The 21700-nt window shown below is 62.1% G+C and carries 19 protein-coding genes and 1 riboswitch; of the genes, 15 read left to right on the top strand and 4 right to left on the bottom strand.

Going from position 1 to position 21700, the window contains the following annotated elements; all coding sequences use genetic code 11:
• The first annotated feature begins 18 nt into the window (after window positions 1-18).
• Window positions 19-162, top strand: a riboswitch (FMN riboswitch).
• 81 nt (window positions 163-243) lie between these two features.
• Entirely contained in the window at window positions 244-684 is a 441-nt protein-coding gene (locus QZ196_RS01185; RefSeq protein WP_296423011.1) for a 6,7-dimethyl-8-ribityllumazine synthase, read from the top strand.
• 43 nt (window positions 685-727) lie between these two features.
• Here the strand turns inward: QZ196_RS01185 and QZ196_RS01180 are convergent, their stop codons facing one another.
• Window positions 728-2203, bottom strand: a complete 1476-nt coding sequence (locus QZ196_RS01180) for an ABC transporter substrate-binding protein (protein WP_296423009.1) — start codon at window positions 2201-2203, stop codon at window positions 728-730.
• A gap of 138 nt (window positions 2204-2341) precedes the next feature.
• On the opposite strand from QZ196_RS01180, the gene panB reads away from it, so the two are divergent.
• Window positions 2342-3154 (top strand): 3-methyl-2-oxobutanoate hydroxymethyltransferase, encoded by an 813-nt coding sequence (gene panB / locus QZ196_RS01175; RefSeq protein WP_296423007.1) that lies wholly within the window; start codon window positions 2342-2344, stop codon window positions 3152-3154.
• Complete coding sequence (panC, locus tag QZ196_RS01170) at window positions 3154-3996, top strand: pantoate--beta-alanine ligase (protein WP_296423005.1); 843 nt, start codon at window positions 3154-3156, stop codon at window positions 3994-3996. Before panB ends, panC begins: the two co-directional genes overlap by 1 nt.
• On the opposite strand, the gene QZ196_RS01165 is transcribed toward panC, so the two are convergent.
• A complete protein-coding gene (locus QZ196_RS01165) occupies window positions 3993-5291 on the bottom strand; it encodes an acetylornithine deacetylase/succinyl-diaminopimelate desuccinylase family protein (protein WP_296423003.1) in 1299 nt (432 codons plus the stop codon). The genes panC and QZ196_RS01165 overlap by 4 nt on opposite strands.
• A gap of 84 nt (window positions 5292-5375) precedes the next feature.
• Here QZ196_RS01165 and QZ196_RS01160 point away from each other — a divergent pair, with 84 nt between their 5' ends.
• The 5 genes from QZ196_RS01160 to QZ196_RS01140 all read left to right on the top strand — a co-directional run bounded on the left by QZ196_RS01160 (window position 5376) and on the right by QZ196_RS01140 (window position 11678).
• The gene (locus QZ196_RS01160; protein WP_296423001.1) at window positions 5376-7376 is read left to right on the top strand and encodes a hydantoinase/oxoprolinase family protein; all 2001 of its coding nucleotides are present in this window, start codon (window positions 5376-5378) and stop codon (window positions 7374-7376) included.
• A 96-nt stretch (window positions 7377-7472) separates the two neighbouring features.
• Window positions 7473-8081, top strand: a complete 609-nt coding sequence (locus QZ196_RS01155; protein WP_296422999.1) for a CDP-alcohol phosphatidyltransferase family protein — start codon at window positions 7473-7475, stop codon at window positions 8079-8081.
• 12 nt (window positions 8082-8093) lie between these two features.
• Complete coding sequence (locus QZ196_RS01150) at window positions 8094-9293, top strand: ABC transporter substrate-binding protein (protein ID WP_296422997.1); 1200 nt, start codon at window positions 8094-8096, stop codon at window positions 9291-9293.
• A gap of 113 nt (window positions 9294-9406) precedes the next feature.
• Window positions 9407-11050 (top strand): ABC transporter permease subunit, encoded by a 1644-nt coding sequence (locus QZ196_RS01145; protein WP_296423048.1) that lies wholly within the window; start codon window positions 9407-9409, stop codon window positions 11048-11050.
• The gene (locus QZ196_RS01140) at window positions 11043-11678 is read left to right on the top strand and encodes an ATP-binding cassette domain-containing protein (RefSeq protein ID WP_296422995.1); all 636 of its coding nucleotides are present in this window, start codon (window positions 11043-11045) and stop codon (window positions 11676-11678) included. The genes QZ196_RS01145 and QZ196_RS01140 overlap by 8 nt, the downstream gene beginning before the upstream one ends.
• A gap of 83 nt (window positions 11679-11761) precedes the next feature.
• Here the strand turns inward: QZ196_RS01140 and crtC are convergent, their stop codons facing one another.
• Complete coding sequence (gene crtC / locus QZ196_RS01135; protein WP_296423045.1) at window positions 11762-12640, bottom strand: carotenoid 1,2-hydratase; 879 nt, start codon at window positions 12638-12640, stop codon at window positions 11762-11764.
• Window positions 12604-14157, bottom strand: a complete 1554-nt coding sequence (gene crtD / locus QZ196_RS01130) for a 1-hydroxycarotenoid 3,4-desaturase CrtD (RefSeq protein ID WP_296422993.1) — start codon at window positions 14155-14157, stop codon at window positions 12604-12606. The genes crtC and crtD overlap by 37 nt, the downstream gene beginning before the upstream one ends.
• Before the next feature lie 88 nt (window positions 14158-14245).
• Between crtD and QZ196_RS01125 the strand changes: the two genes are divergently transcribed.
• The 7 genes from QZ196_RS01125 to pufQ all read left to right on the top strand — a co-directional run bounded on the left by QZ196_RS01125 (window position 14246) and on the right by pufQ (window position 21590).
• Complete coding sequence (locus QZ196_RS01125) at window positions 14246-15127, top strand: polyprenyl synthetase family protein (protein ID WP_296422990.1); 882 nt, start codon at window positions 14246-14248, stop codon at window positions 15125-15127.
• The gene (locus QZ196_RS01120; RefSeq protein ID WP_296422988.1) at window positions 15127-16269 is read left to right on the top strand and encodes a methyltransferase; all 1143 of its coding nucleotides are present in this window, start codon (window positions 15127-15129) and stop codon (window positions 16267-16269) included. The genes QZ196_RS01125 and QZ196_RS01120 overlap by 1 nt, the downstream gene beginning before the upstream one ends.
• A gap of 118 nt (window positions 16270-16387) precedes the next feature.
• A complete protein-coding gene (bchC, locus tag QZ196_RS01115; protein WP_296422986.1) occupies window positions 16388-17326 on the top strand; it encodes a chlorophyll synthesis pathway protein BchC in 939 nt (312 codons plus the stop codon).
• A complete protein-coding gene (locus QZ196_RS01110) occupies window positions 17323-18327 on the top strand; it encodes a chlorophyllide a reductase iron protein subunit X (RefSeq protein ID WP_296422983.1) in 1005 nt (334 codons plus the stop codon). Before bchC ends, QZ196_RS01110 begins: the two co-directional genes overlap by 4 nt.
• Window positions 18317-19909: a chlorophyllide a reductase subunit Y gene (gene bchY / locus QZ196_RS01105; RefSeq protein ID WP_296422981.1), complete on the top strand. Its 1593-nt coding sequence runs from the start codon at window positions 18317-18319 to the stop codon at window positions 19907-19909. The genes QZ196_RS01110 and bchY overlap by 11 nt, the downstream gene beginning before the upstream one ends.
• Window positions 19909-21369 carry a chlorophyllide a reductase subunit Z gene (gene bchZ, locus QZ196_RS01100; protein ID WP_296422980.1) on the top strand — a complete coding sequence of 487 codons (1461 nt, stop codon included), beginning with the start codon at window positions 19909-19911 and terminating at the stop codon, window positions 21367-21369. Before bchY ends, bchZ begins: the two co-directional genes overlap by 1 nt.
• A complete protein-coding gene (gene pufQ, locus QZ196_RS01095; protein WP_296422978.1) occupies window positions 21366-21590 on the top strand; it encodes a cytochrome PufQ in 225 nt (74 codons plus the stop codon). The genes bchZ and pufQ overlap by 4 nt, the downstream gene beginning before the upstream one ends.
• Window positions 21591-21700: the final 110 nt, after the last annotated feature.

The raw sequence follows: 21700 nt of genomic DNA, 5'->3' as shown, positions 1-21700 counted from the left end.
GGTTAGCTGGCAGTTTGGCGCCATTCTCAGGGCGGGGCGAAATTCCCCACCGGCGGTATGTGGTCTTGCCACGAGCCCGCGAGCGCCTTCTTGTGGAAGGGTCAAGCAGATCAGGTGCGATGCCTGAGCCGACGGTCATAGTCCGGATGAAAGAGAATGCGGAACGTCGCACCCTGTCGTGGGGTGTGCTGTTGCGTGTGATGCCTTGGGTGACGTGCCTGTTGTTACAAAAGGAATTCACGAATGACACCACCCCGTTTTGCATTCATCAAGGCCAATTGGCATGCCGATATCGTTGATCGTGCCCTGGATGGTTTTTTGGATGAAATCCCCCGCGCGCAGGTGCAGGTCTTTGACGTGCCCGGCGCGTTTGAGCTGCCGATGATGGCGCAGCGGCTGGCGTTGACGGGTCAGTTTGACGCCATCGCCTGTGCCGCGCTGGTCGTGGATGGCGGTATTTACCGGCATGATTTTGTCGCCAGCGCCGTTGTCGATGGATTGATGCGTGTCGGCCTTGATACCCAAATCCCTGTATTGTCGGTCAGCCTGACCCCGCATCATTTTCAGGAAACTGACCACCATTCGCAGATTTTCCGTGATCATTTCCGCCTGAAGGGTGCCGAGGCAGCGCATGCGGCCAAAGCAATTCTGAGCGTGCATCACGCTGTGCGTCAGGCCGCCTGAGCGGGCGTCATGCCCCCGGTCGGAAACGTCCGGGGGCATGCGATTATTCGCTCCAGCTGACGCCGGTCAGGTCGACGGCGGCGGTGGGCTGGTTCAGCCAGAGGCCGTTGATGCCGGCCTTGGCCACGGTCGCGACAGCCAGTTCAAACAGGTAGCCGTTGACGTAGTCATCCGCGATGATCCGCTGTGCGGCTTGCAGCAGTGCGGTGCGCGCGATGGGGTTTGTCGTGCCTTCCAATTGGGTCATAACCGCCCGGAAGGCCGGGCTGTCATATTGGAAGTAATAGTCCGGGTTGGCGTAAATGCTGATATCCATGGGTTCGGTGTGGCTGACAATGGACAGGCCAAAATCCTTGGATTTAAAGACCTCTTCGATCCATTGCGCCCATTCGAGGTTCGTGATCTCGGTTTCGATCCCGACGTCGCGCAGTTGGCTTGCGATGATCTCTCCGCCGCGCCGCGCATACGAGGGCGGCGGCAGTTTCAGGGTCGTGGTAAAGCCGTTGGGAAAGCCTGCCTCGGCGAGAAGCGCGCGCGCCTTTTCGGGATCATAGGCAGAGTTGGCCAGCAGATCGACGTAATCGGGGTTATGCGGGGCGAAATGCGTGCCGATCGGGGTGCCGTAGCCGAACATGGCCCCGTCGATGATCGCCTGCCGGTCGATGGCGTGGGCCAATGCCTTGCGGACCATGACGTTGTCGAAGGGGGGCATTTTGTTGTTGGTGGATAGGATGGTTTCGCCTTCGGTATTGCCGACAAGGACCTGAAAACGGGGGTCTGCTTCGAATTGGGGCAGGTTTTCGGGGGCCGGAAAGCCGACAAAGACGTCTACATCTTCGGCCATGACGGCGGCGAAAGCGGCAGTTGGATCAGAGATAAAGCGGAACGTCGCGGATGCCAGCGCGGGCGCGTCGCCCCAGTAGTCAGGATTGCGTGTCAATTCCAGACGGTCGCCCTGCACCCAGTCAGCAAAGGCAAAGGCCCCGGTGCCGATGGGGTTGGCGGCGATGTTTTCGATGCTTTCGGGTGCCACGATCACCGCGTCACCCCACGCCATGTTGAACAAGAACATGCCGTTGGGTTTGTCGAGGGTGACACGGGCCGTTTGCGGATCAACGACGGTGACATCGGTGATACCCGCAAAAAGCCCCTTTTGCGCATTGGTGCTATCGTCGGCACGCGCCCGGTCAAGGCTGAATTTCACGTCTTCGGCGTCCATTGTGGTGCCGTCATGGAAGGTCACGCCGCTGTGCAGGTGGAAGGTATAGGTCAACCCATCCTCGGAAATGTCCCAGCGTTCGGCCAGCCCCGGCACGACGGAGCCATCGGCCATAAAGCGTGTCAGCCCCTCGAACACGTTGGAATAGAGGACCGAGTCGATGGCCTGTGCCGCGCCGCCGGTTGGGTCCAGATTCGGCGGTTCAAGCTGAATGGCGACGGTGATTGTGTCATTGGCCAAGGCCGCGCTGGCGCAAAGCGCGAACACGGACGACATGGCAAGGCATTTGATTTTGGTCATCATTTTCCCCTTTTTCTAGGCGTCACTGTTGCCCCAACGGAGTGGCAAATCAAGCCCTGTACGATGGTTCCGGCTGGAAAGGCCGGGGGTGTGCTGCTAACGGGTCCGTCAAATCAATCGCGGGTGAGGGATCACGACATGAGCGCCACTGCCAAAATGCCTGACGATATTCGCGCAGCCAAAGGGCGCACGCCATTGGTCAGCCTGACCGCCTATACCACGCCGATGGCACAGATGATGGACGAACACTGTGACTTTGTGCTGGTGGGCGACAGTGTGGGGATGGTGCTGCATGGGCTGCCGTCCACGCTTGGCGTGACGATGGAGATGATGATCATGCACGGGCAGGCTGTCGCGCGGGGGCTGCGCCGCGCGATGATGGTGATTGATATGCCATTCGGCAGCTACGAGGAAAGCCCGCAGCAGGCATTTCGCAACGCCGCGCGATTGATGGCGCAAACCAGCGCCGGAGCGGTCAAGCTGGAAGGCGGCGTGGTCATGGCCGAGACGATTGCGTTTCTGGTGGCGCGGGGCATTCCGGTGATGGCGCATATCGGGCTGACGCCGCAGTCGGTGAACACATTGGGCGGTTACAAGGTGCAAGGGCGCGGTGCGGCCCGTGATGCGTTGCTGGCGGATGCGGATGCGGTGGCGGATGCCGGCGCGTTTGCGGTGGTGCTGGAAAAGGTCCCGGCGCGTTTGGCGGATGACATTACCGCGCGCGTGGCGATTCCGACGATCGGCATTGGGGCGAGTGTGGGGTGTGACGGGCAGATCCTGGTCGTCGATGATATGCTGGGCCTGTTCACCGCGTTCAAGGCCAAGTTTGTGAAACGGTATGCGCATCTGGGGACCGATGGCGCGGCAGCGATTGCGGCCTATGCCGAGGAAGTCCGGGGGCGTCGGTTTCCCGCGGCAGAGCATGTGTTCGCGGACGAGGCGCAGGCCTGATGATCGCACCGATTGAACGGACGCTTGCCGGGTTGCGGGCGCAGACGGCCCGGTGGCGCAAGGCGGGTGAAACGATTGGGGTCGTGCCGACGATGGGCGCGCTGCATCAGGGTCATTTGTCGCTGGCGCGCGCGGCGCGGGCGGCATGCGACCGGGTGATCGTGACGATTTTTGTGAACCCCAGGCAGTTTAATAACCCCGATGATCTTGAAAATTATCCCCGCACCGAGGTGGATGATGCGCGCAAGCTGGAAACGACCGGGGTCGATCTGATTTATGTGCCCGAGCCGGATCAGATTTATCCCGGTGGCTTTGCGACGAATGTGTCCGTGCATGGCCTGACTGATATGCTGTGCGGGGCGCACCGGCCCGGGCATTTCGATGGCGTGGCGACGGTGGTATCCAAGCTGTTTTTGCAGACCGGCGCGGATCAGGCGTTTTTCGGCGAGAAGGATTATCAGCAGTTGCAGATCGTGCGCCGGGTCGCGGCGGATCTGGATATTCCGGTTGCCATCGTGGGCTGCCCGACCATTCGTGAAGAGGATGGGCTGGCGATGTCGTCGCGTAATTTGCTGCTGTCGGATCGGTCGCGGGTTTATGCGCCGGTGCTGGCAGAGGTAATGGGCGATATGCGCGATCAGCTGTTGGCGGGCGCGGCGATGGCGGCGATTGTGGGCGATGCGCAGGCGCGGTTGTTGGCTGCGGGGTTTCACACGATAGATTATCTTGAGCTGCGCGACGGCGCTGACTTGTCGCTTCTGGATCGCACGACGCCGGGTGCCCGCCTGTTTGCGGCCGCGTGGCTGGCTGGGGTCCGGTTGATTGATAATATCGCGATTTAAGCCGGGTCAGGCTCTGTTTTCAGGATTTGCGCCAGTGATCGCGCCATGACCTGTGCGCTGTCGATCATATCGTCCACGCCGATGTATTCGTCGGGCTTGTGGGCAAGCTCCAAGATGCCCGGCCCGTAGGCCACGCAGTTTTTCAGCTTGCCGATCCGGTCGATGTGTTTTTGATCATAGGTGCCGGGCGAAGCCACGAACTCGGCGGGTTTGCCCAACACGTTTTGGATTTGCGCCGCGATGGACTGTGCGATGGGCGCATCGCGGTCGGTCATGCTGGGCAGAACGTGGTTCAGTTCGTGCAGGGCGTAATCGAACCGGGGGCGGGTCAGTTTGAGGTTGTCGAGCAGGCCGGTGACTTCGTCGCGGACCTGATCAAGCGTTTCTTCGACGAGAAACCGCCGGTCAATGACGATGCGGCAACTGTCGGGAACGCAATGCGATGGCAGGGCGGTGCTGTCTTTGAGCTGTTCCGCCTGTCCGCCGTGGATCGCATTGATGTTCATTGTCGATGACCGCGCCCCTTGGGGAACGACGGGCATGTCGGTGTGGCGGGCGGCCATGGCGGGGTAAAGTTTTTCTTCGAATTCATTGATGACCGCGCCCATGTGCCGCACGGCGCAGTCGCCAAGAAACGGCATGGAACCATGGGCGATTTCGCCAAAGGTTTCGATTTCGGCCCACCAGCCGCCGCGATGGCCCAGACATACGCGGTCTTTGTTCAGGGGTTCGGGGATGATGACGTGCTGCACGCGGGCAGGGTCAAAATATCCCTTTTCGGCCAGATAGGCGACACCGCCGTAGCCGCCGGATTCTTCGTCCGCCGTACCGGAAATTTCGATGGCGCCTGCAAAGTCGGGGTAGGTGGCGATGAATGCTTCGGCGGCGATGATCGAGGCGGCAAGCCCGCCTTTCATGTCGCAGGCGCCGCGCCCGTAGATTTTACCGTCGATCAGCGCGCCGCCAAACGGGTCCACGGTCCAGCCGCGCCCGACGTCGACCACGTCTGTGTGGCTGTTGAAATGGACGCAGTCGCCGGGGTGCGCCCCGGTCCGGCGGGCCACGATGTTCCAGCGCGGGTAGACGTCGCAGTCGCCGGGGGTGCCGTGCGCGCGGATCAGTTCGGTTTCAAAGCCGCTGCGGCGCAGGCGTTTATCCAGATATTCGCAAATCTCGCGGTAATTGTCGCCCGGTGGATTGAGCGTGGGGATGCGGATCAGGTCTTGGGTCAGCGCGATCAGGTCGTCGCGCCGATCCGTGATCGCCTGCATCAAGGTGGTGAGACGGGTGTTCATGCGACGACTATCAGCCAAGGAACGGATCGACACAATCCGCAATTCATGCAAATCACTGCTCAGGTAAGCGGCAGGGTAGATAACATGGCATTCCTATTGGGCGTGGATACAGGCGGGACCTATACCGATGCGGTTGTCTTGGACGAGGCGACCGATCAGGTGGTGGCAAAGGCCAAATCACTGACGACCCGCCCTGATCTGGCGCTGGGCGTGGGGGCCGCGATTGATGCGGCCATCGCGCTGGCGGATATTCGTGCGGATGCGATTGCGATGGTGTCGCTATCGACGACGCTGGCCACCAATGCGCTGGTCGAAGGGCAAGGTGGTCGGGTTGCCCTGGTGTTTGTGGGGTTCGCAGAGGCGGAATTGGGCCGCGCGGGTTTGACCGATGCGCTGCGTGGTGATCCGGTTATTCAACTGGCAGGCGGGCATAGCCATGCCGGGGGCGAGGTCGCGCCGCTGGATCTGGGTGTGTTGCGCACGGCGTTGGCTGATTTGGATGACGGGGTCACCGCGTTCGCCGTCGCGGCCAGTTTTGCCACGCGCAATCCGGCGCATGAGTTGGCGGTGCGGGATCTGATCCGTGCGGTGACGGGCAAACCTGTGACCTGTTCGCATGAATTGTCATCGGCGCTGGGTGGTCCCAAACGGGCGTTGACTGCGGTGCTGAACGCGCGGTTGATCGGGATGATTGACGGGTTGATCAGCGCTTGCGAGGGGCATTTGCAGCACATCGGCATTGACGCGCGGCTGATGGTCGTGCGCGGTGACGGGGCGTTGGTATCCGCCGCCGTGGCCCGCGAAAAGCCGATCGAGACGATATTGAGCGGGCCTGCCGCGTCGGTGGCCGGGGCCAGTTGGCTGACCGGCGAGGCGGATGCGTTGATCAGTGATATTGGCGGTACGACGACCGATGTGTGTCTTTTGCGCCAAGGCCGCCCGATGATTGATCCGCAGGGCGCCCGCGTTGGCCCCTATCGCACCATGGTCGAGGCGGTGGCGATGCGCACGACGGGTCTTGGCGGTGACAGCGAAGTGCATGTGGTCGAGGGGTTGGCGGGTGGCTTGCGGCTGGGTCCACGGCGGTTGATGCCGATCTCGCTGGCAGCGGCGCAGTTTCCGGACCTTGTGCATGAGGCGTTGGACCGCGCGCTGGCGCATGATGTCCCGGCGATGGATGGCGGGCAGTTTGTGATCCCGATGTGGGCCGCGATGCCCGGTGGTTTGGACAAACGCGAGGCGATCATGGCGGCGCGTTTGGCCGATGGGCCGCTGCGGCTTGGGGCGGTGGTGCAATCGCGGATGGAAACCCCGGCGCTGGGGCGGTTGATCGGGCGCGGTTTGGTCATGCTGGCGGGTGTGACGCCATCGGATGCGTCGCATGTTTTGGGCCGCGTTGCGGCGTGGGATACGGCTGCGGCCGAAAAGGCGCTGACGTTGTTTGCGCGCCGACGTATCGGGTCCGGGCAACGGATTTGCGATGGGGCCGCAGGATTGGCCCGGATGATCGTCGATCAGTTGACCGCGCAGACGGTGGATTGTCTGCTACAGGCCGCCTTTGCCGAGGATAGCGCCGAATGGGATGATCCTGCCGGACTGGCGCGGCATCCGTTGACGATGGCCGGGCTGGGCCGGCATCGGGGTGTTGTGAACGTGCAGGTGTCGCTTGGCGTGCCGGTGATCGGGCTGGGGGCGTCGGCGGCGGCGTATTATGGCGCGGTGGGTGACCGGCTGGGTACGCGGATGCATGTGCCCGACCATGCCGATGTGGCCAATGCGATTGGCGCTGTTGTCGGGCAGGTTGCGATGCTGGCAAGCGGAACAGTGACAAGCCCCGGACCGGGTGCGTTTGTCGTGCATCTGCCCGGCGGTCTGCAACAGTTCGCCGATCAGGCTGCTGCGATGGCTGCACTTGAGGCGGCGCTGGCGGACGAGGCGCGCGCAAGCGCACGCGCTGCCGGTGTCGAAGAAATCCGCATCCGGGTTGAACGTGATGTCACCCAAGTCGATGTCGAAGGCCAGCCGATGTTCATTGAGGCCAAGGTGCGGGTCACGGCACAGGGACGTCCGCGGATCGCAAGCTGATTGTGTCAAGTGACCGGGTCCCGCTCACTTTCGCGTCAGGCTGATTGCGTCAGACGGTCGCATCGGTCAAAAGGTGCGAAACCTTGGAAATGCGACATGCTTGACCGCCACGCCCGTCACCTGATTGACCCGCCGCTGAACCGGATTGGCCGCGACCTCGCGCGGCGCGGGTTCACGGCGAATGGGGTGACGTTGATTGGGCTGGCTCTTGGGCTGTTGGCGGCTGCGTTGATCGCGCTGGGGATGCCGATGTTGGCATTGGCGCCGCTGCTGGCCAGCCGGATCGCTGATGGATTGGATGGTGCGGTGGCGCGCGCCACGCAGAAGACGGATTTTGGCGGCTATCTGGATATCGCGGCCGATTTTCTGTTTTACGGTGCGATACCGCTGGCCTTTGTCCTGCATGACCCTGTCGCAAATGGTGCCGCAGGAGCGTTTTTGCTGACGGCGTTCTACTTTAACGGCACTAGCTTTCTGGGCTACGCGATTTTGGCTGAAAAGCACGGACACAAGACCGATGCGCAGGGGCAAAAGTCGCTTTATTATTCCAACGGTATTCTGGAGGGGACTGAAACCATTGTGTTTTTTGTGATCCTTTGCCTTTTGCCGCAGATATTTGTCCCGTTGGCGTGGATCTTTGGCGCGTTATGTTTTGCCACGGCCACCCTGCGGATTTATGCCGCCAAACAGATTTACACTGATTAAAGGACCTATCAGATGAAACACCTTGCCGTTCTTGCTGCGTTGCTGGCACCGTTGCCTGCGCTTGCCGATGTTAATCCCGCCGATTGGGATGCCGTCACCGCCGAGGCCGCAGGCCAGACCGTTTATTGGAACGCATGGGGCGGGTCGACGACCACCAATGATTTCATTGCGTGGGTTGGTGCCCGCGTGGCCGAAGAGTACGGCGTGACGCTTGAGCATGTGAAGCTGACGGATACGGCGGATGCGGTGACGCGTGTGCTGTCCGAAAAGCAGGCAGGCGAAAACGACGATGGCGCAATTGATATGATCTGGATCAACGGCGCCAACTTTGCCGCGATGAAAGAGGCGGATCTGCTGTTTGGCCCCTATGCCGAACAACTGCCGAACTGGGCCATCGTCGATGCCGAGGGCAAGACGGTGCAGACCGATTTTACCGTCCCCGTCGAGGGTTTCGAAAGCCCGTGGGCCATGGCGCAGGTCGTGTTTGTGCATGACACCGCCGATATGCCCGCGCGTCTGGGGTCGATGCAGGCCCTGCTGGAGTGGGCACAGGCGAACCCCGGGCGGTTCAGCTATCCGCAGCCACCGGATTTTCTGGGTACGACGTTTCTGAAGCAGGTGCTGGTCGATATCTTGCCTGATCCGTCCGTTCTGGCGGTTCCGGTGACGGACGCGACATATGACGCGGTGACAGCGCCGCTGTGGGCGTATCTGGATACGTTGACGCCGAACCTGTGGCGCGAAGGCAAGGCGTATCCCGCGACGGGCACGGCGATGTTCCCGTTGATTGCGGATGGCGAGCTGGATTTGTCGATTTCGTTCAGCCCCGGTGCGGCTTCGACGGCGATTGCGAATTACGAATTGCCCGACACGGTGCGGACCTTTGTTTTGGACAAGGGCACCATCGGCAACGCATCCTTTGTTGCCGTGCCGTATAATTCGGGGTCCAAGGCGGGGGCGATGGTTGTCGCGAACTTCCTTTTGTCGCCCGAAGCGCAGGCGCGTGCGCAGGATCCCGCGATCCTTGGCTATGGTACGGTGCTGAACATGGATGCGCTGTCGGCGGATGATCGCGCGTTGTTTGATGCGCTGGAGTTGGGCATCGCCACCTTGTCGCCTGCTGAATTGGGCAGCGTGCAGGCCGAACCGCACCCCAGCTGGATGACCCGGATCGCCGATGACTGGATGACCCGCTATGGCGTGTCGCAATAGCGTCGGGTGACTGTATTTGACCAACGAGGCCTCGGGGAAATCCCGGGGCTTTGGTGCGCCTTGTGACGTATCGTCGGGCGCTTCCGTTTCTGCCGGTCCTGACATTGCTGGCGATGCTTGGTCCGGTCGGGGCGGGGCTGATCGGGACGTTCCTACCGGCGTTTGGCCATTTGCCTGCTGCCGGTTTGGTCGGTCCGTCGCTGGACCCGTTTCGGGACCTGTTTGGTTGGGCCGGGCTGCCGCGTGCCGTCATGCTGTCGCTGAGCACCGGGATCGTAGCCACGGCGGTTTCACTGCTGATTGTGGTGTTGATTACGGCAGGCTGGTCGGGGACCCGCGTTTTCCGGGTGCTGGAGCGGATGTTGTCGCCGCTGCTGTCGGTGCCCCATGCGGCGGCGGCGTTTGGTCTGGCGTTCCTGATCGCGCCTTCGGGGTGGATTGCGCGGCTTTTGTCGCCGGGCATCACAGGGTGGGAACGGCCACTGGATCTGCTGATCGTGCAGGACAGTTGGGGGCTGACGATGACCGCCGGGTTGATCGTGAAAGAGGTGCCGTTTCTGCTGCTGATTACCCTTGCCGCCCTTGGGCAGACGGATGCCAAGCGCAGCGTCACCATCGCCCAAGCGCTGGGTTACGGGCGATTGACCGGGTGGCTGAAAACCGTTTTTCCGCGCGTTTACGCCCAGATCAGGCCGCCGATCTACGTGGTGCTGGCCTATGCGATGTCGGTTGTGGATGTGGCTGTGATCCTGGGGCCGAACACCCCGCCTTCGTTGTCGGTGCAGATCGTCAAATGGATGTCTGATCCTGACCTTGCGATGCGGTTGCAGGCTGCGGCGGGGGCGCTGCTGCAACTGGCGCTTGTCATGGGGGCGCTGGGCGCGTGGCGATTGGCCGAGTTGATCGTTGCGGCGGCGGGGCGGCGTTGGATTGCGACCGGGGCGCGGGGCAAGCTGGACGTGATCGTGGCGCAATCGGCGCTGGGGTTTGGGGCGGCATCGGCGCTGGCGATTTTACTGGGCCTTGTGGTGCTGGCGATCTGGTCGTTTGCGGGCTACTGGGGGTTCCCGGATGCGTTTCCCGATGAGCTGACGTTGCGCAATTGGATGCGGCACGGTCCCGGCACGCTGGCGGCATTGGGCGAGACGGCATTGATCGCGGTGACCGTGGCCAGCGCGGCGTTGCTGCTGACCATCGGGTGTCTGGAAGCGGAATATCGCTACCGTTTGCGGTTCGGCGGCGGCGCTGTCTGGTTGCTTTACCTGCCGTTGCTTATTCCGCAAACGGCGTTCTTGCCGGGGCTGCAGACGATGCTGCTGAACCTTGGCGCGGATGTGGGGCGTGTCCCTGTGATGCTGGCGCATCTGGTATTTGTGCTGCCTTATGTTTTCCTGTCGCTGGCGGACCCGTTTCGTGCGTGGGATACCCGGATGGGCACGATCGCCGCCGCACTGGGATCAAGCCCGGACGGCGTGTTGTGGCGGGTGCGGTTGCCGATGTTGCTGCGGCCGATCCTGACCGCCTTGGCGGTGGGGTTGGCCGTGTCGGTCGGGCAATATTTGCCGACGCTGCTGATTGGCGGGGGCCGCGTGGCGACATTGACGACCGAGGCCGTGGCACTGGCGTCGGGCGGTGACCGCCGTGCCATCGGGGTTTATGGATTGATGCAGACGGGGGCCGCTTTGGTGCCCTTTGCGCTGGCGCTGCTGATCCCGGCGTTGGTCTGGCGCAACAGAAGGGGTTTGCGACATGGATAAGGGTCTAACATTGCGGAATGTGACCATTTCCAAGGGCGGCAAGCCGCTGCTGGCGGTCGATCATCATATCGCGCCGGGCGATGTGTTGACGGTGATGGGGCCGTCCGGCGTGGGTAAATCGACGCTGCTCGCGTATATTATCGGCACGCTTGCCCCTGATTTCAGCGCCGTCGGGCAGGTCTGGCTGGGTGGGCACGAAATCACCCACACCCCGCCGCACAAACGCCGCGTGGGCATTTTGTTTCAGGATGATCTGCTGTTTCCGCATCTGTCGGTGGGCGCAAATCTGGGCTTTGGCCTGCTGCCCGGCGGCACGGCCGTCGCGCGTTTGGCCAAGGTTGAGGAGGCGCTGGATGAGGTCGGGCTTGGCGGGTTTGCGGACCGTGATCCCGCGACGCTTTCGGGTGGTCAAAAGGCCCGCGTCGCGCTGATGCGGATGCTATTGTCAGAGCCCTGCGCGCTGCTGCTGGACGAGCCGTTTTCGCGGCTTGATGCGACATTGCGCGCACAGGTGCGCGAACTGGTCTTTGCCCGTGCAAGGGCGCGTGCGCTTCCGGTGCTGATGGTGACGCATGATGCGGATGATGCACGGGCAGCGGGCGGGGCGATTGTGACGCTTGGGGGCTGATGCGCGCATGCAGACAGACGGCTGGCACAGGCGCGTTCCTTGGATCGAGGGGCGGGTCTGCGGATTGTTCGGTGCCTACGCCGCTATGTCCGGTCGTTGTGCCAGCCACGCCGCCGGGGCACCCTGACGGCCAACATGGGTTTCAGCAAAGGCGAGGCGAAGCGGTTCAGGTCGAGGGCTTCGTGGACGCCTGTTACGACTTCTCCGTTCAGTTGGGTTTGCACGGCAGAGCGGGAATAGAAAGGTGCGTCCAGCATGGGCAGCACTTGTCTGGGCATCACGCCGGGGTCGGCGCGGGTTTCACGCTTGACCTGCCAGAGCGAGCGTTTGAAGCGGGTGCGCGGCGGGGCATCGACGGTTTGCGCGCGGCCCGCGCCGTCAAAGGCGATGGCGGCGTCGAGCGTGGTGCCGTCGCGCCGCACGGCGTCATAGATGCAGGTGGCCCCCGCCTTGGTCGGGTAACGGCCCCATGTCCAGAAGCAAAAGTCCTGTTCCAGCGCGCGGGTGCCAAAGTTGGCGTCGAAATAGCCGTGGCCGGACCATTGCCAGCCCTTGGCTTCCAGATCGACGGTAATGTCGGATGACGGCGCGAACGGACGCCATATATGGGCGCCATCCGGGGTAAGGGGCAGTTCCACGGATGTCACGGCACGGGGCGTGACGGTGATTTGGCCACGCACCCGGCTGATCATCGGTGGGCCGCTGATTTCGTCAATGTCGATGACCAGATCGCGTCCGGTCCAATGCATTGACGACGGGCCGACTTGCAACGTGTTCGGCGCTGTCTTGAGCGCGGCGCGCCCCCGGTCCGTCATCGTGAACCGCCCACCTTTGCCATAGGTGGCCACGTTGATGCAGCAGTGGTTGGCCGGGTCGCGTCGCCCGGACCATGCATACCATGGCGAAAAGACCGAGCCGATAAACCCTATGACAGAGACCGCTTTGGTTCCGCAGTCGCTGATCCCATCGACGTACCACCAGGCGTAGCCGTTTGGCGGGACGTCAAGGTGGAAGCATGGTCCGTCATGATCGCCGCGACCGCGTGCCGGGCGGAGAGCACAGCCATCGGGACCCCCGCCCCCGGATGCGCCCCGCCCCCGCACAGGTATAGCCCCGGCATCGCCGTGCGCGCTGTCGGGCGTTTGAACGCCGCCATCATGCCATGTGGGCTGCGCCCGTAAAGAGAGCCTTGGCTGGCCGGAAACAGCGTGTCGAACCCCCATGGGGTTGTGAGGGTCTGTGGTCCCGGTTGTGGGCTGAACTGGAGGCCGAACTGGCGGAAACGGTCGAAAATCAGGGTCTGACATTTGGCTTTTTCCTTTTTTGGGTCGCACAGGACGGGCGGAGCGTTCATGATGATCTCGAACCGTTGGGTGGCATCCGGGGCGGCTTGGCCATGGTCTTGGGCGCATAGATAGAGTGTGGCGTCTTGCGGCATTTCGCCTTTGGCAAGGGCCGTGAATTCCGCCTTTGGGTCGCGGCCAAAAAAGACGGTGTGATGGGCCAGCGGTGGCCCGTCGGGTGCGGCGGCAAAGGCGTGTACATAGGCCGACAGGCTACGCGCTGCTGTGGCGGTCGCGGGAACGGCGGCTTTTGGGCCTTCGCCCAACAGCCCGGTTTCCAAGGCGCGGGGATCGCCGTTGAACACCACGATATCGCCGGGAATATGGCCGCCATGGGTTTCGACGCCGGTGATTTTGCCGCCCTGCCGGGTGACGCGCACCGCCGTGGTATTATAGCGAAAGACGGTGCCGCGGGCGGCGGCAAGCCCTGCGATGGCGGTGGCCAATTGGTGCATGCCACCGGCGACCGTCCAGACGCCCCGCGCCTCGGCCTGCCAGATCAAGGCAAGAATCGCAGGGGACGCGTAGGGTGATCCGCCGACATATGTCGCGTAGCGCCCGAACAGCTGCGCAAGGCGCGGATCGCTGAATGATCGCCGCAAGAGCGCGGCGAGGCTTTGATGTGGGGCCATGTCGCGGATCAGGCGGGGGTGGCTGGCGACGGTTTTCGCCACGGCCCATGGATCAGGCACACTGGTTTGCATCATGGGCGCGTCAAAAGCATCAAACAGCCGCTTGGCCCGCGCCGAGAAGGCCGCGAATTGGGTGCCGGCTTTGGCTCCGAAGGTCGCGGTGACGTTGGCATGGCTTGCCTGCGGGTCTGCCATCAGGTCAAGCGTGGCACCATCATCCCAATAGTGGCGGGCCAGTGTTTCGAGGGGGTTGAGTGTGACATGATCAGTCAGCACCTCATCGACATCGGCGAAAAGCGCGTCAAACACGGGGCGCATCGTCAGGACGGTCGGGCCAGCGTCCACCGGCCCTGCGGCGGACGCGACTGTGCGCATCTTGCCGCCGGGCGCTGCCTGCATATCAAGGAGGGTGACATCCCACCCCCGATGGCTAAGCCGCAGCGCCGTTGCGAGCCCGGCGATGCCTGCGCCGACGATGACGGCTCTGGGTTTGGTGGTCTTCATGCGATGTCGAGACTCTGAGTGTCCATGTTTATTTACATTGACACATGTAAACCGAAATGGACACTATGGATTGTAAAAGGAGATCGCTATGAAAATCGCGGACCGGATCGAGGTGGCCATGACGGCGGCCATTCAGCGCGGGCAGGGCGGTGTCGCCCCGGCAAAGCTGGCTGCGGCGCTGGGCTATGCCGTGACGCCCGGCGGTGCGCGGATCAGGCCGACGATCCTGATGTCGGTTGCGATGGCCTGTGGCGATGATCGCACGATGCTGACGGATGCGGCGGCGGTGGCCTTGGAATTGATGCATTGTGCGAGCCTTGTGCATGACGATCTGCCTTGCTTTGACGATGCGGATCTGCGGCGCGGCAAGCCCGCTGTACATCGCGCGTTTTCAGAGCCGCTCGCCGTTTTGGCGGGCGATAGTCTGATTATCATGGCGTTTCAGGTTTTGACGGCTGCGGCGGCTGACGTGCCGGTGCGCGCGCTTGGGCTGATTGAAATTCTGGGCGAACGCAGTGGCATGCCGTTTGGCATTTGCGCTGGTCAGGGTTGGGAAAGCGAAACAAATATTGACCTTTCGGCCTATCATCAGGCCAAAACCGGCGCGTTATTCATTGCGGCGACCCAGATGGGTGCAGTGGCTGCCGGGCAGGATGCGGAGCCGTGGGAAGAACTGGGCGCGCGACTGGGCGAGGCGTTCCAGGTTGCCGATGACCTGCGTGATGCGTTGTGTGATGAGGCGACGCTGGGCAAGCCTGCGGGGCAGGATGACCTGCACGGGCGACCCAACGCGGTGGCGTCGTTTGGCGTGCGCGGCGCGGTGCAGCGGTTCGATGATATCCTTGGCGGCGCGATTTCGTCGATCCCGGCCTGTCCGGGCGAGGCGGCGTTGGCCCAGATGGTGCGCGCCTATGCTGATAAACTGGTGCCCGCCGGCGCACGAAACCGGCCCACTGTCGCAGGTGAGTAATGGCGGATGTTGATCTGCCGCGCGTGCAGGCAACGCCTGACCCGGTTCAGGGCCGCCCTGCATCATTCCTGACGCGGCTTGTTGCGTCGCGCGGATTCCAGAAATGGGCTGCGCGGTTTCCATTGACCCGGCGCATTGTCCGCACCGAGGGCGCGGCGATGTTCGATCTGGTCGCGGGCTTTTGCCATTCCCAGATTTTGCAGGCGCTGGTAAAGCTGGAGATACCGCAGATGTTGCTGGCCCGGGAATTGTCGATTGCCGATTTGGCCCGAACGACGCGGGTGCCGTATGACCGGATGCAGGTCCTGCTGTCGGGTGGGGTGGCGATTGGCCTGCTCAGGCGGCGGCGCGCGGGGTGTTATGCGCTGACCACCCGTGGCGCCGCGCTGGCGGGGGTTCCGGGCCTGTCGGGCATGATCGCGCACCATGATGTGCTATACCGTGATCTTATTGATCCTGTTGCCTTTTTCCGGGGCGAGACCGCGACGGAACTTGCTACATTCTGGCCCTATGTTTTCGGCGCGGGAGGTGCGACGGACCCGCAGGTCACGGCCACTTATTCGCAACTGATGGCCGACAGTCAGGTGCTGGTGGCCGAAGATACGCTTGCCGCGGTGCGCCTGAGTGGCGTTACCCGGCTGATGGATGTGGGTGGTGGCACGGGTGCGTTTTTGGCGGCTGTCGGCTTGGCCCATCCGGGGCTGGCGGTGACACTGTTCGATTTACCTGCTGTTGCCCCTGCAGCACGGGAACGATTCGATGCGGCCGGGATGCAGGACCGCGCCGATATCGTGGCAGGATCGTTTCGGGATGATCCGCTGCCATCCGGCGCGGATATGATCAGCCTCGTGCGGGTGCTTTATGACCATTCCGACAGAACGGTCGCCGATTTGTTGCGGGCTGTCTACACCGCGTTGCCCGCTGGTGGCCGCATCCTGATTTCAGAGCCGATGACAGGTGGCGCACAGCCGCAACGCGCGGGGGATGCTTATTTTTCGCTGTATTGCATGGCGATGCGGACGGGCCGCGCCAGATCTGCCGCAGAAATCAGGACACTGCTGACGCAGGCGGGCTTTGGCGCGATCACCCAGCCCCGCACAGCGCGCCCGTTTGTGACCTCGGTTCTGGTGGGTGTCAGGTAAAGTTGACACTTTATGTGTCTAAAGTAATTGACAGAACGCAATGTCCAGCTAGACTGACACCAAGGACAGAGTGTCGCACGCGCATCGTGGCGCCGGTGACGACACAAGGGAGAGACCGTTGGAAACCAAGGCCGTTATTCTGAGTGCGCCCGGGCAACTGGCGCTTGATATCGTCGGGATAATCCCGCCGACCGCTGACGATGTGGTGGTCGCGATCAAGCATTCTGGAATTTCCACGGGTACGGAAAAGTTGTTCTGGACCGGCGAAATGCCACCCTTTCCGGGCATGGGCTATCCGTTGATTCCCGGCTACGAGGCCGCCGGCGAGGTGGTCGAGGCTGGTGCGGCCAGCGGGTTTCGCATTGGCGAGCATGTCTTTGTGCCGGGCGCAAATTGCTATGACGGCGCATACGGCCTGTTTGGTGCCGCGTCCGCGACCGTGGTCACCAAAGCGTCGCGGGTGACGCGCATTGATCGTGGTCTGGGTGCCGGCGGTGCGTTGCTGGCGCTGGCGGCGACCGCGCGTCATGCGATGGCGGGTCCGCACAAGGCGGTGCCTGATCTGATCATCGGTCACGGTGTTCTGGGCCGTTTGTTGGCGCGTTTGACCATCGCCGCCGGTGCCCCTGCCCCCACGGTGTGGGAGGTCGATCCGATCCGGATGGGCGGCGCCAGCGGCTATGAGGTCAAGACACCTGACGCCGATACGCGCCGCGATTACATGTCGATTTATGATGCGTCGGGCCGTGGTGACCTGCTGAATGCATGGATTGGTCGGTTGGCCAAGGGCGGGGAGATTGTGCTTGCCGGGTTCTATACGGCACCGCTGCAATTCGCATATCCGCCTGCATTCATGAAAGAGGCGCGGTTTCGCATCAGCGCGGAATGGACCGCCGATGACATGGTTGCGACCAAAGCGCTGGTCGAGGATGGGACCCTCTTGCTGGGGGATTTGATCACGCATGAACAGCCCGCGACGGCGGCGGCTGCGGCTTATGCCACCGCCTTTACCGATCCGGCCTGCCTGAAAATGATTTTGAACTGGGGAACCGCATGAAGGACGAAATTCCGAACCTGAAGGATTTTGATCAACGTTTGCGGGACGAGGCGCATGAAGAGCCGACGCTTGCGGTGCCCAGCGGCCCGCCGACGTCGAAAACCCAGATTATCGCGATCTATGGCAAGGGCGGCATCGGCAAGTCATTCACGCTGGCCAATCTGTCGCACATGATGGCCGAAATGGGAAAACGCGTGCTGCTGATCGGCTGTGATCCCAAGTCGGACACGACCAGCCTGCTGTTCGGCGGCAAGGCGTGCCCGACGATCATCGAAACCAGTGCGAAAAAAAAGCTGGCGGGTGAGGAGGTTGCCATCGGCGATGTCTGTTTCAAGCGCGGCGGTGTGTTTGCGATGGAACTGGGTGGTCCCGAAGTGGGTCGCGGCTGTGGTGGGCGGGGTATCATCCACGGGTTCGAGCTTCTTGAAAAACTGGGCTTTCACGACTGGGACTTTGATTACGTCCTGCTGGATTTTCTGGGCGACGTGGTTTGCGGTGGTTTCGGCCTGCCGATCGCTCGCGACATGGCGCAAAAAGTCATTCTGGTCGCGTCAAACGATCTGCAATCACTTTATGTGGCGAATAATGTCTGTTCTGCGGTCGAATACTTCCGCAAGCTTGGCGGGAATGTCGGGGTTGCGGGACTTGTCATTAACAAGGATGACGGAACCGGAGAGGCACAGGCGTTCGCCGACGCGGTCCGTATTCCCGTGCTTGCCGCCATCCCGCAAAACGACGACCTGAGAAAGAAATCAGCGAATTATCAGATCGTTGGCACGCATGAAAGCCAATGGGGCACGATGTTTGAGGGTCTGGCCGATGCCGTTGGCATCGCCCCGCCCGTCCGGCCCACGCCCCTGGATCAAGATGGTTTGCTGGGTCTTTTCGATGCCAAGGATACCGGCGGCGATTACCAGTTGGTGCCTGCCACCGACACCGATATGCGCGGCAAGAACGCGATGCCCAAAGAAAGCCTCGAGGTCATTTACGATGACGCATGATGCTGGCACGCAGGGATACGAAGTCAGCTATGATGCGGCTGGCGATGTGCAGATCATCGCGGGTGTGACGCGTGATCAGCCGCCCGGTGGGGATGCCCAGATCGCGTTGGCCGGTGGGTGTACCGCTGGGGCTGCCACGATGGAAGCGGCGGCCCGTGCGGCTGGCAAGTCTGATATCCTTGATCAATACGCCAAGGATTATCCACGAGGTCCCCATGATCAGCCCCAAAGCATGTGCCCCGCCTTTGGGTCGCTGCGCGTCGGCTTGCGGATGAAGCGCGTCGCCACGGTGCTGTCGGGTTCGGCCTGTTGCGTCTATGGCCTGACATTTGTGTCGCATTTCTATGGTGCCCGCCGGTCTGTTGGCTATGTCCCGTTCAATTCCGAGACGTTGGTGACCGGCAAGCTGTTCGAGGATATCCGCGAAAGCGTGGATGATATGGCCGACCCTGATCGCTATGACGCGATTGTGGTGACGAACCTGTGTGTGCCAACCGCGTCTGGTGTGCCGCTGCGGTTGCTACCGCGTGAAATCAACGGGGTGCGCATTGTCGGCATCGACGTGCCCGGATTTGGTATTCCAACCCACGCGGAGGCAAAGGACGTGCTGGCGGGTGCCATGCTGAATTATGCCCGCGAAGAGATCAAGGCGGGCCCGGTTGCGCGGCCTGTTGGCGGCAAGTCGGATCGCCCGGCCTTGGCCCTGTTGGGCGAGATGTTCCCGGCTGATCCAATGATGATTGGCGCGATGTTGGCCCCAATGGGTCTGGCCGCTGGCCCGGTGGTTCCGACCCGTGAATGGCGCGAGCTTTATGCCGCGCTTGATTGTGGTGTCGCTGCGGCGATCCATCCGTTCTATACGGCCAGCATCCGTGAATTCAAGGCAGCAGGCCGCAAGGTTGTCGGCTCTGCCCCGGTTGGTCATGATGGCACGGCGGATTGGCTTGCCGCGATTGGCGACGCCTATAACGTCAGTCCCGATCAGATCGCAGCCGCGCAAAATGCGTTCTTGCCTGCGATCAAAGCGGCATTGGCCGGGTCGCCGATCAACGGCACCGTCACGCTGTCGGGGTATGAAGGATCTGAATTGCTGGTCGCGCGTCTGCTGATCGAAAGCGGCGCGGATGTGCCATATGTCGGCACCGCGTGCCCCAAGACGGAATGGTCCCGCGCGGATGCGGAATGGCTGCAAGCCAAGGGTGTGAAGGTGAAATACCGCGCGTCACTTGAGGATGATCTGGCTGCGGTCGATGCAATCAAGCCTGATTTGGCGATTGGCACAACGCCCGTGGTGCAGCATGCGAAAGAGCGCGCGATCCCGTCGCTGTATTTCACAAACTTGATCTCTGCGCGGCCTTTGATGGGGCCCGCTGGTGCGGGATCGTTGGCGCAGGTCGTCAATGCCGCGATTGCCGGCAAACAGAAGATGGACACAATGCGCGCCTTTTTTGAAGGTGTCGGCACAGCGGATACCGCCGGCGTCTGGGAAGGGTCCCCGAACCTGCGGCCTGACTTCCGCGCGCAGCATCAAAAGAAGCTGGATAAATTGGCGCGTGCCGCCAAAGCGCAGGAGATGATCTGATGCTGGTCACGGATCATGATCGTGCGGGCGGTTATTGGGGTGCTGTTTACGCGTTCTGCGCGGTCAAAGGCTTGCAGGTGGTCATTGATGGACCTGTGGGTTGTGAAAATCTGCCTGTGACGTCGGTGTTGCATTATACCGATGGCCTGCCGCCGCATGAGCTGCCGATTGTCGTGACCGGTCTGGGTGAAACCGAGATGGGCGAGGGAACGGAAGAGGCGATGAAACGTGCCTGGCAGGTGCTGGACCCTGCACTGCCCGCCGTTGTCGTCACCGGGTCCATCGCCGAGATGATCGGCGGCGGTGTGACGCCGCAGGGCACCAACATCCAACGCTTTTTGCCGCGCACCATTGATGAGGATCAGTGGGAATGTGCGGACCGGGCGATGACCTGGATTTTCACCGAATTTGGCATGACCAAGGGCCGGATGCCGCCCGAGAAAAAGCGGATCGAGGGTGCTGCGCCCCGCGTCAATATCCTTGGGCCGATGTATGGCGCGTTCAACATGCCATCTGATCTGGCCGAAATCCGGCGTCTGGTCGAAGGTATCGGTGCCGAGGTCAATATGGTGATGCCACTGGGTGCCCATGTGGCTGAAATGCGCAATCTGGTGAATGCGGACGTGAATATCTGCATGTACCGCGAATTTGGCCGGGGCCTGTGCGAAGTGCTGGGCAAGCCCTATCTGCAAGCGCCGTTCGGGATTGATTCAACGACGAAATTCCTGCGCAGGCTGGGCGATGTGCTGGGGCTGGACCCCGAGCCGTTTATCGAGCGTGAAAAACATTCGACGATCAAGCCGGTCTGGGATTTGTGGCGGTCGGTGACGCAGGATTTCTTTGCGACGGCGGAATTCGCCATTGTCGCCAGTGAAACCTATGCCCGTGGTATTCGCCATTATCTTGAGGGCGATCTGGGTTTTCCCTGTGCCTTTGCCGTCGCGCGGTGTCGCGGCAAGAAAACCAACAATGAAGAAGTGCGGCAGATGCTGCACAGCAAACGCCCGTTGATCGTCATGGGGTCGATCAATGAAAAGATGTATCTGGCCGAGATGAAAGCCGGGCATGGGCCAAGCCCCGTGTTTATTCCCGCCAGCTTTCCGGGCGCCGCGATCCGGCGTGCGACCGGCACGCCGTTCATGGGTTATGCGGGGGCGACCTATGTGCTGCAAGAGGTCTGCAACGGCCTGTTTGATGCACTGTTTCATATCCTGCCGCTGGGCACAGATATGGATGCGACCGATGCCACGCTGACGCCGCTGCGCCGCGATTTCCCGTGGGATGTCGATGCGCAGGCCCGCCTGGATGAGATTGTGGCGACGCATCCGATCCTGACACGTATTTCCGCTGCGAAAACACTGCGCGACGCCGCAGAACGCGCAGCACTCGACGCCGGTAACGACAGAGTCGTGCTGGAGACCGTTGAGACACTGCAACCATCCTTGGGAGGACGCAAATGACTGATTTTACAACTGATACACCTATGCTGCGGGTCAGACAGGCGCCCCCGAAGCGCGAATACTACGCCTATTTCGGGCTGATCTTTCTGGCGACCCTGCCGCTGGCGTTCCTGACGTGGACGTTGACCGCGGCCCGCCGGATGGAGCTGCCTGAAAAGGGCCCGATCGCCAAGGCCTGGACGCAGGCCCGGATCATTACGCCGCATATCTTCAGCGCATGACACGCAGGCACGACATTTGCCCCACGGGGCATACGAGGTTCGCCATTCCCCCCGGAGTGGCGAAAGAGGGCAGAGGATGAGCTTCTGTCGTAACCCGGCCGCGGGGGGTG

This window comes from Yoonia sp. (assembly GCF_017854565.1).
Lineage (GTDB): Bacteria > Pseudomonadota > Alphaproteobacteria > Rhodobacterales > Rhodobacteraceae > Yoonia.
This window is presented reverse-complemented; position numbering and strand designations above follow the sequence as displayed.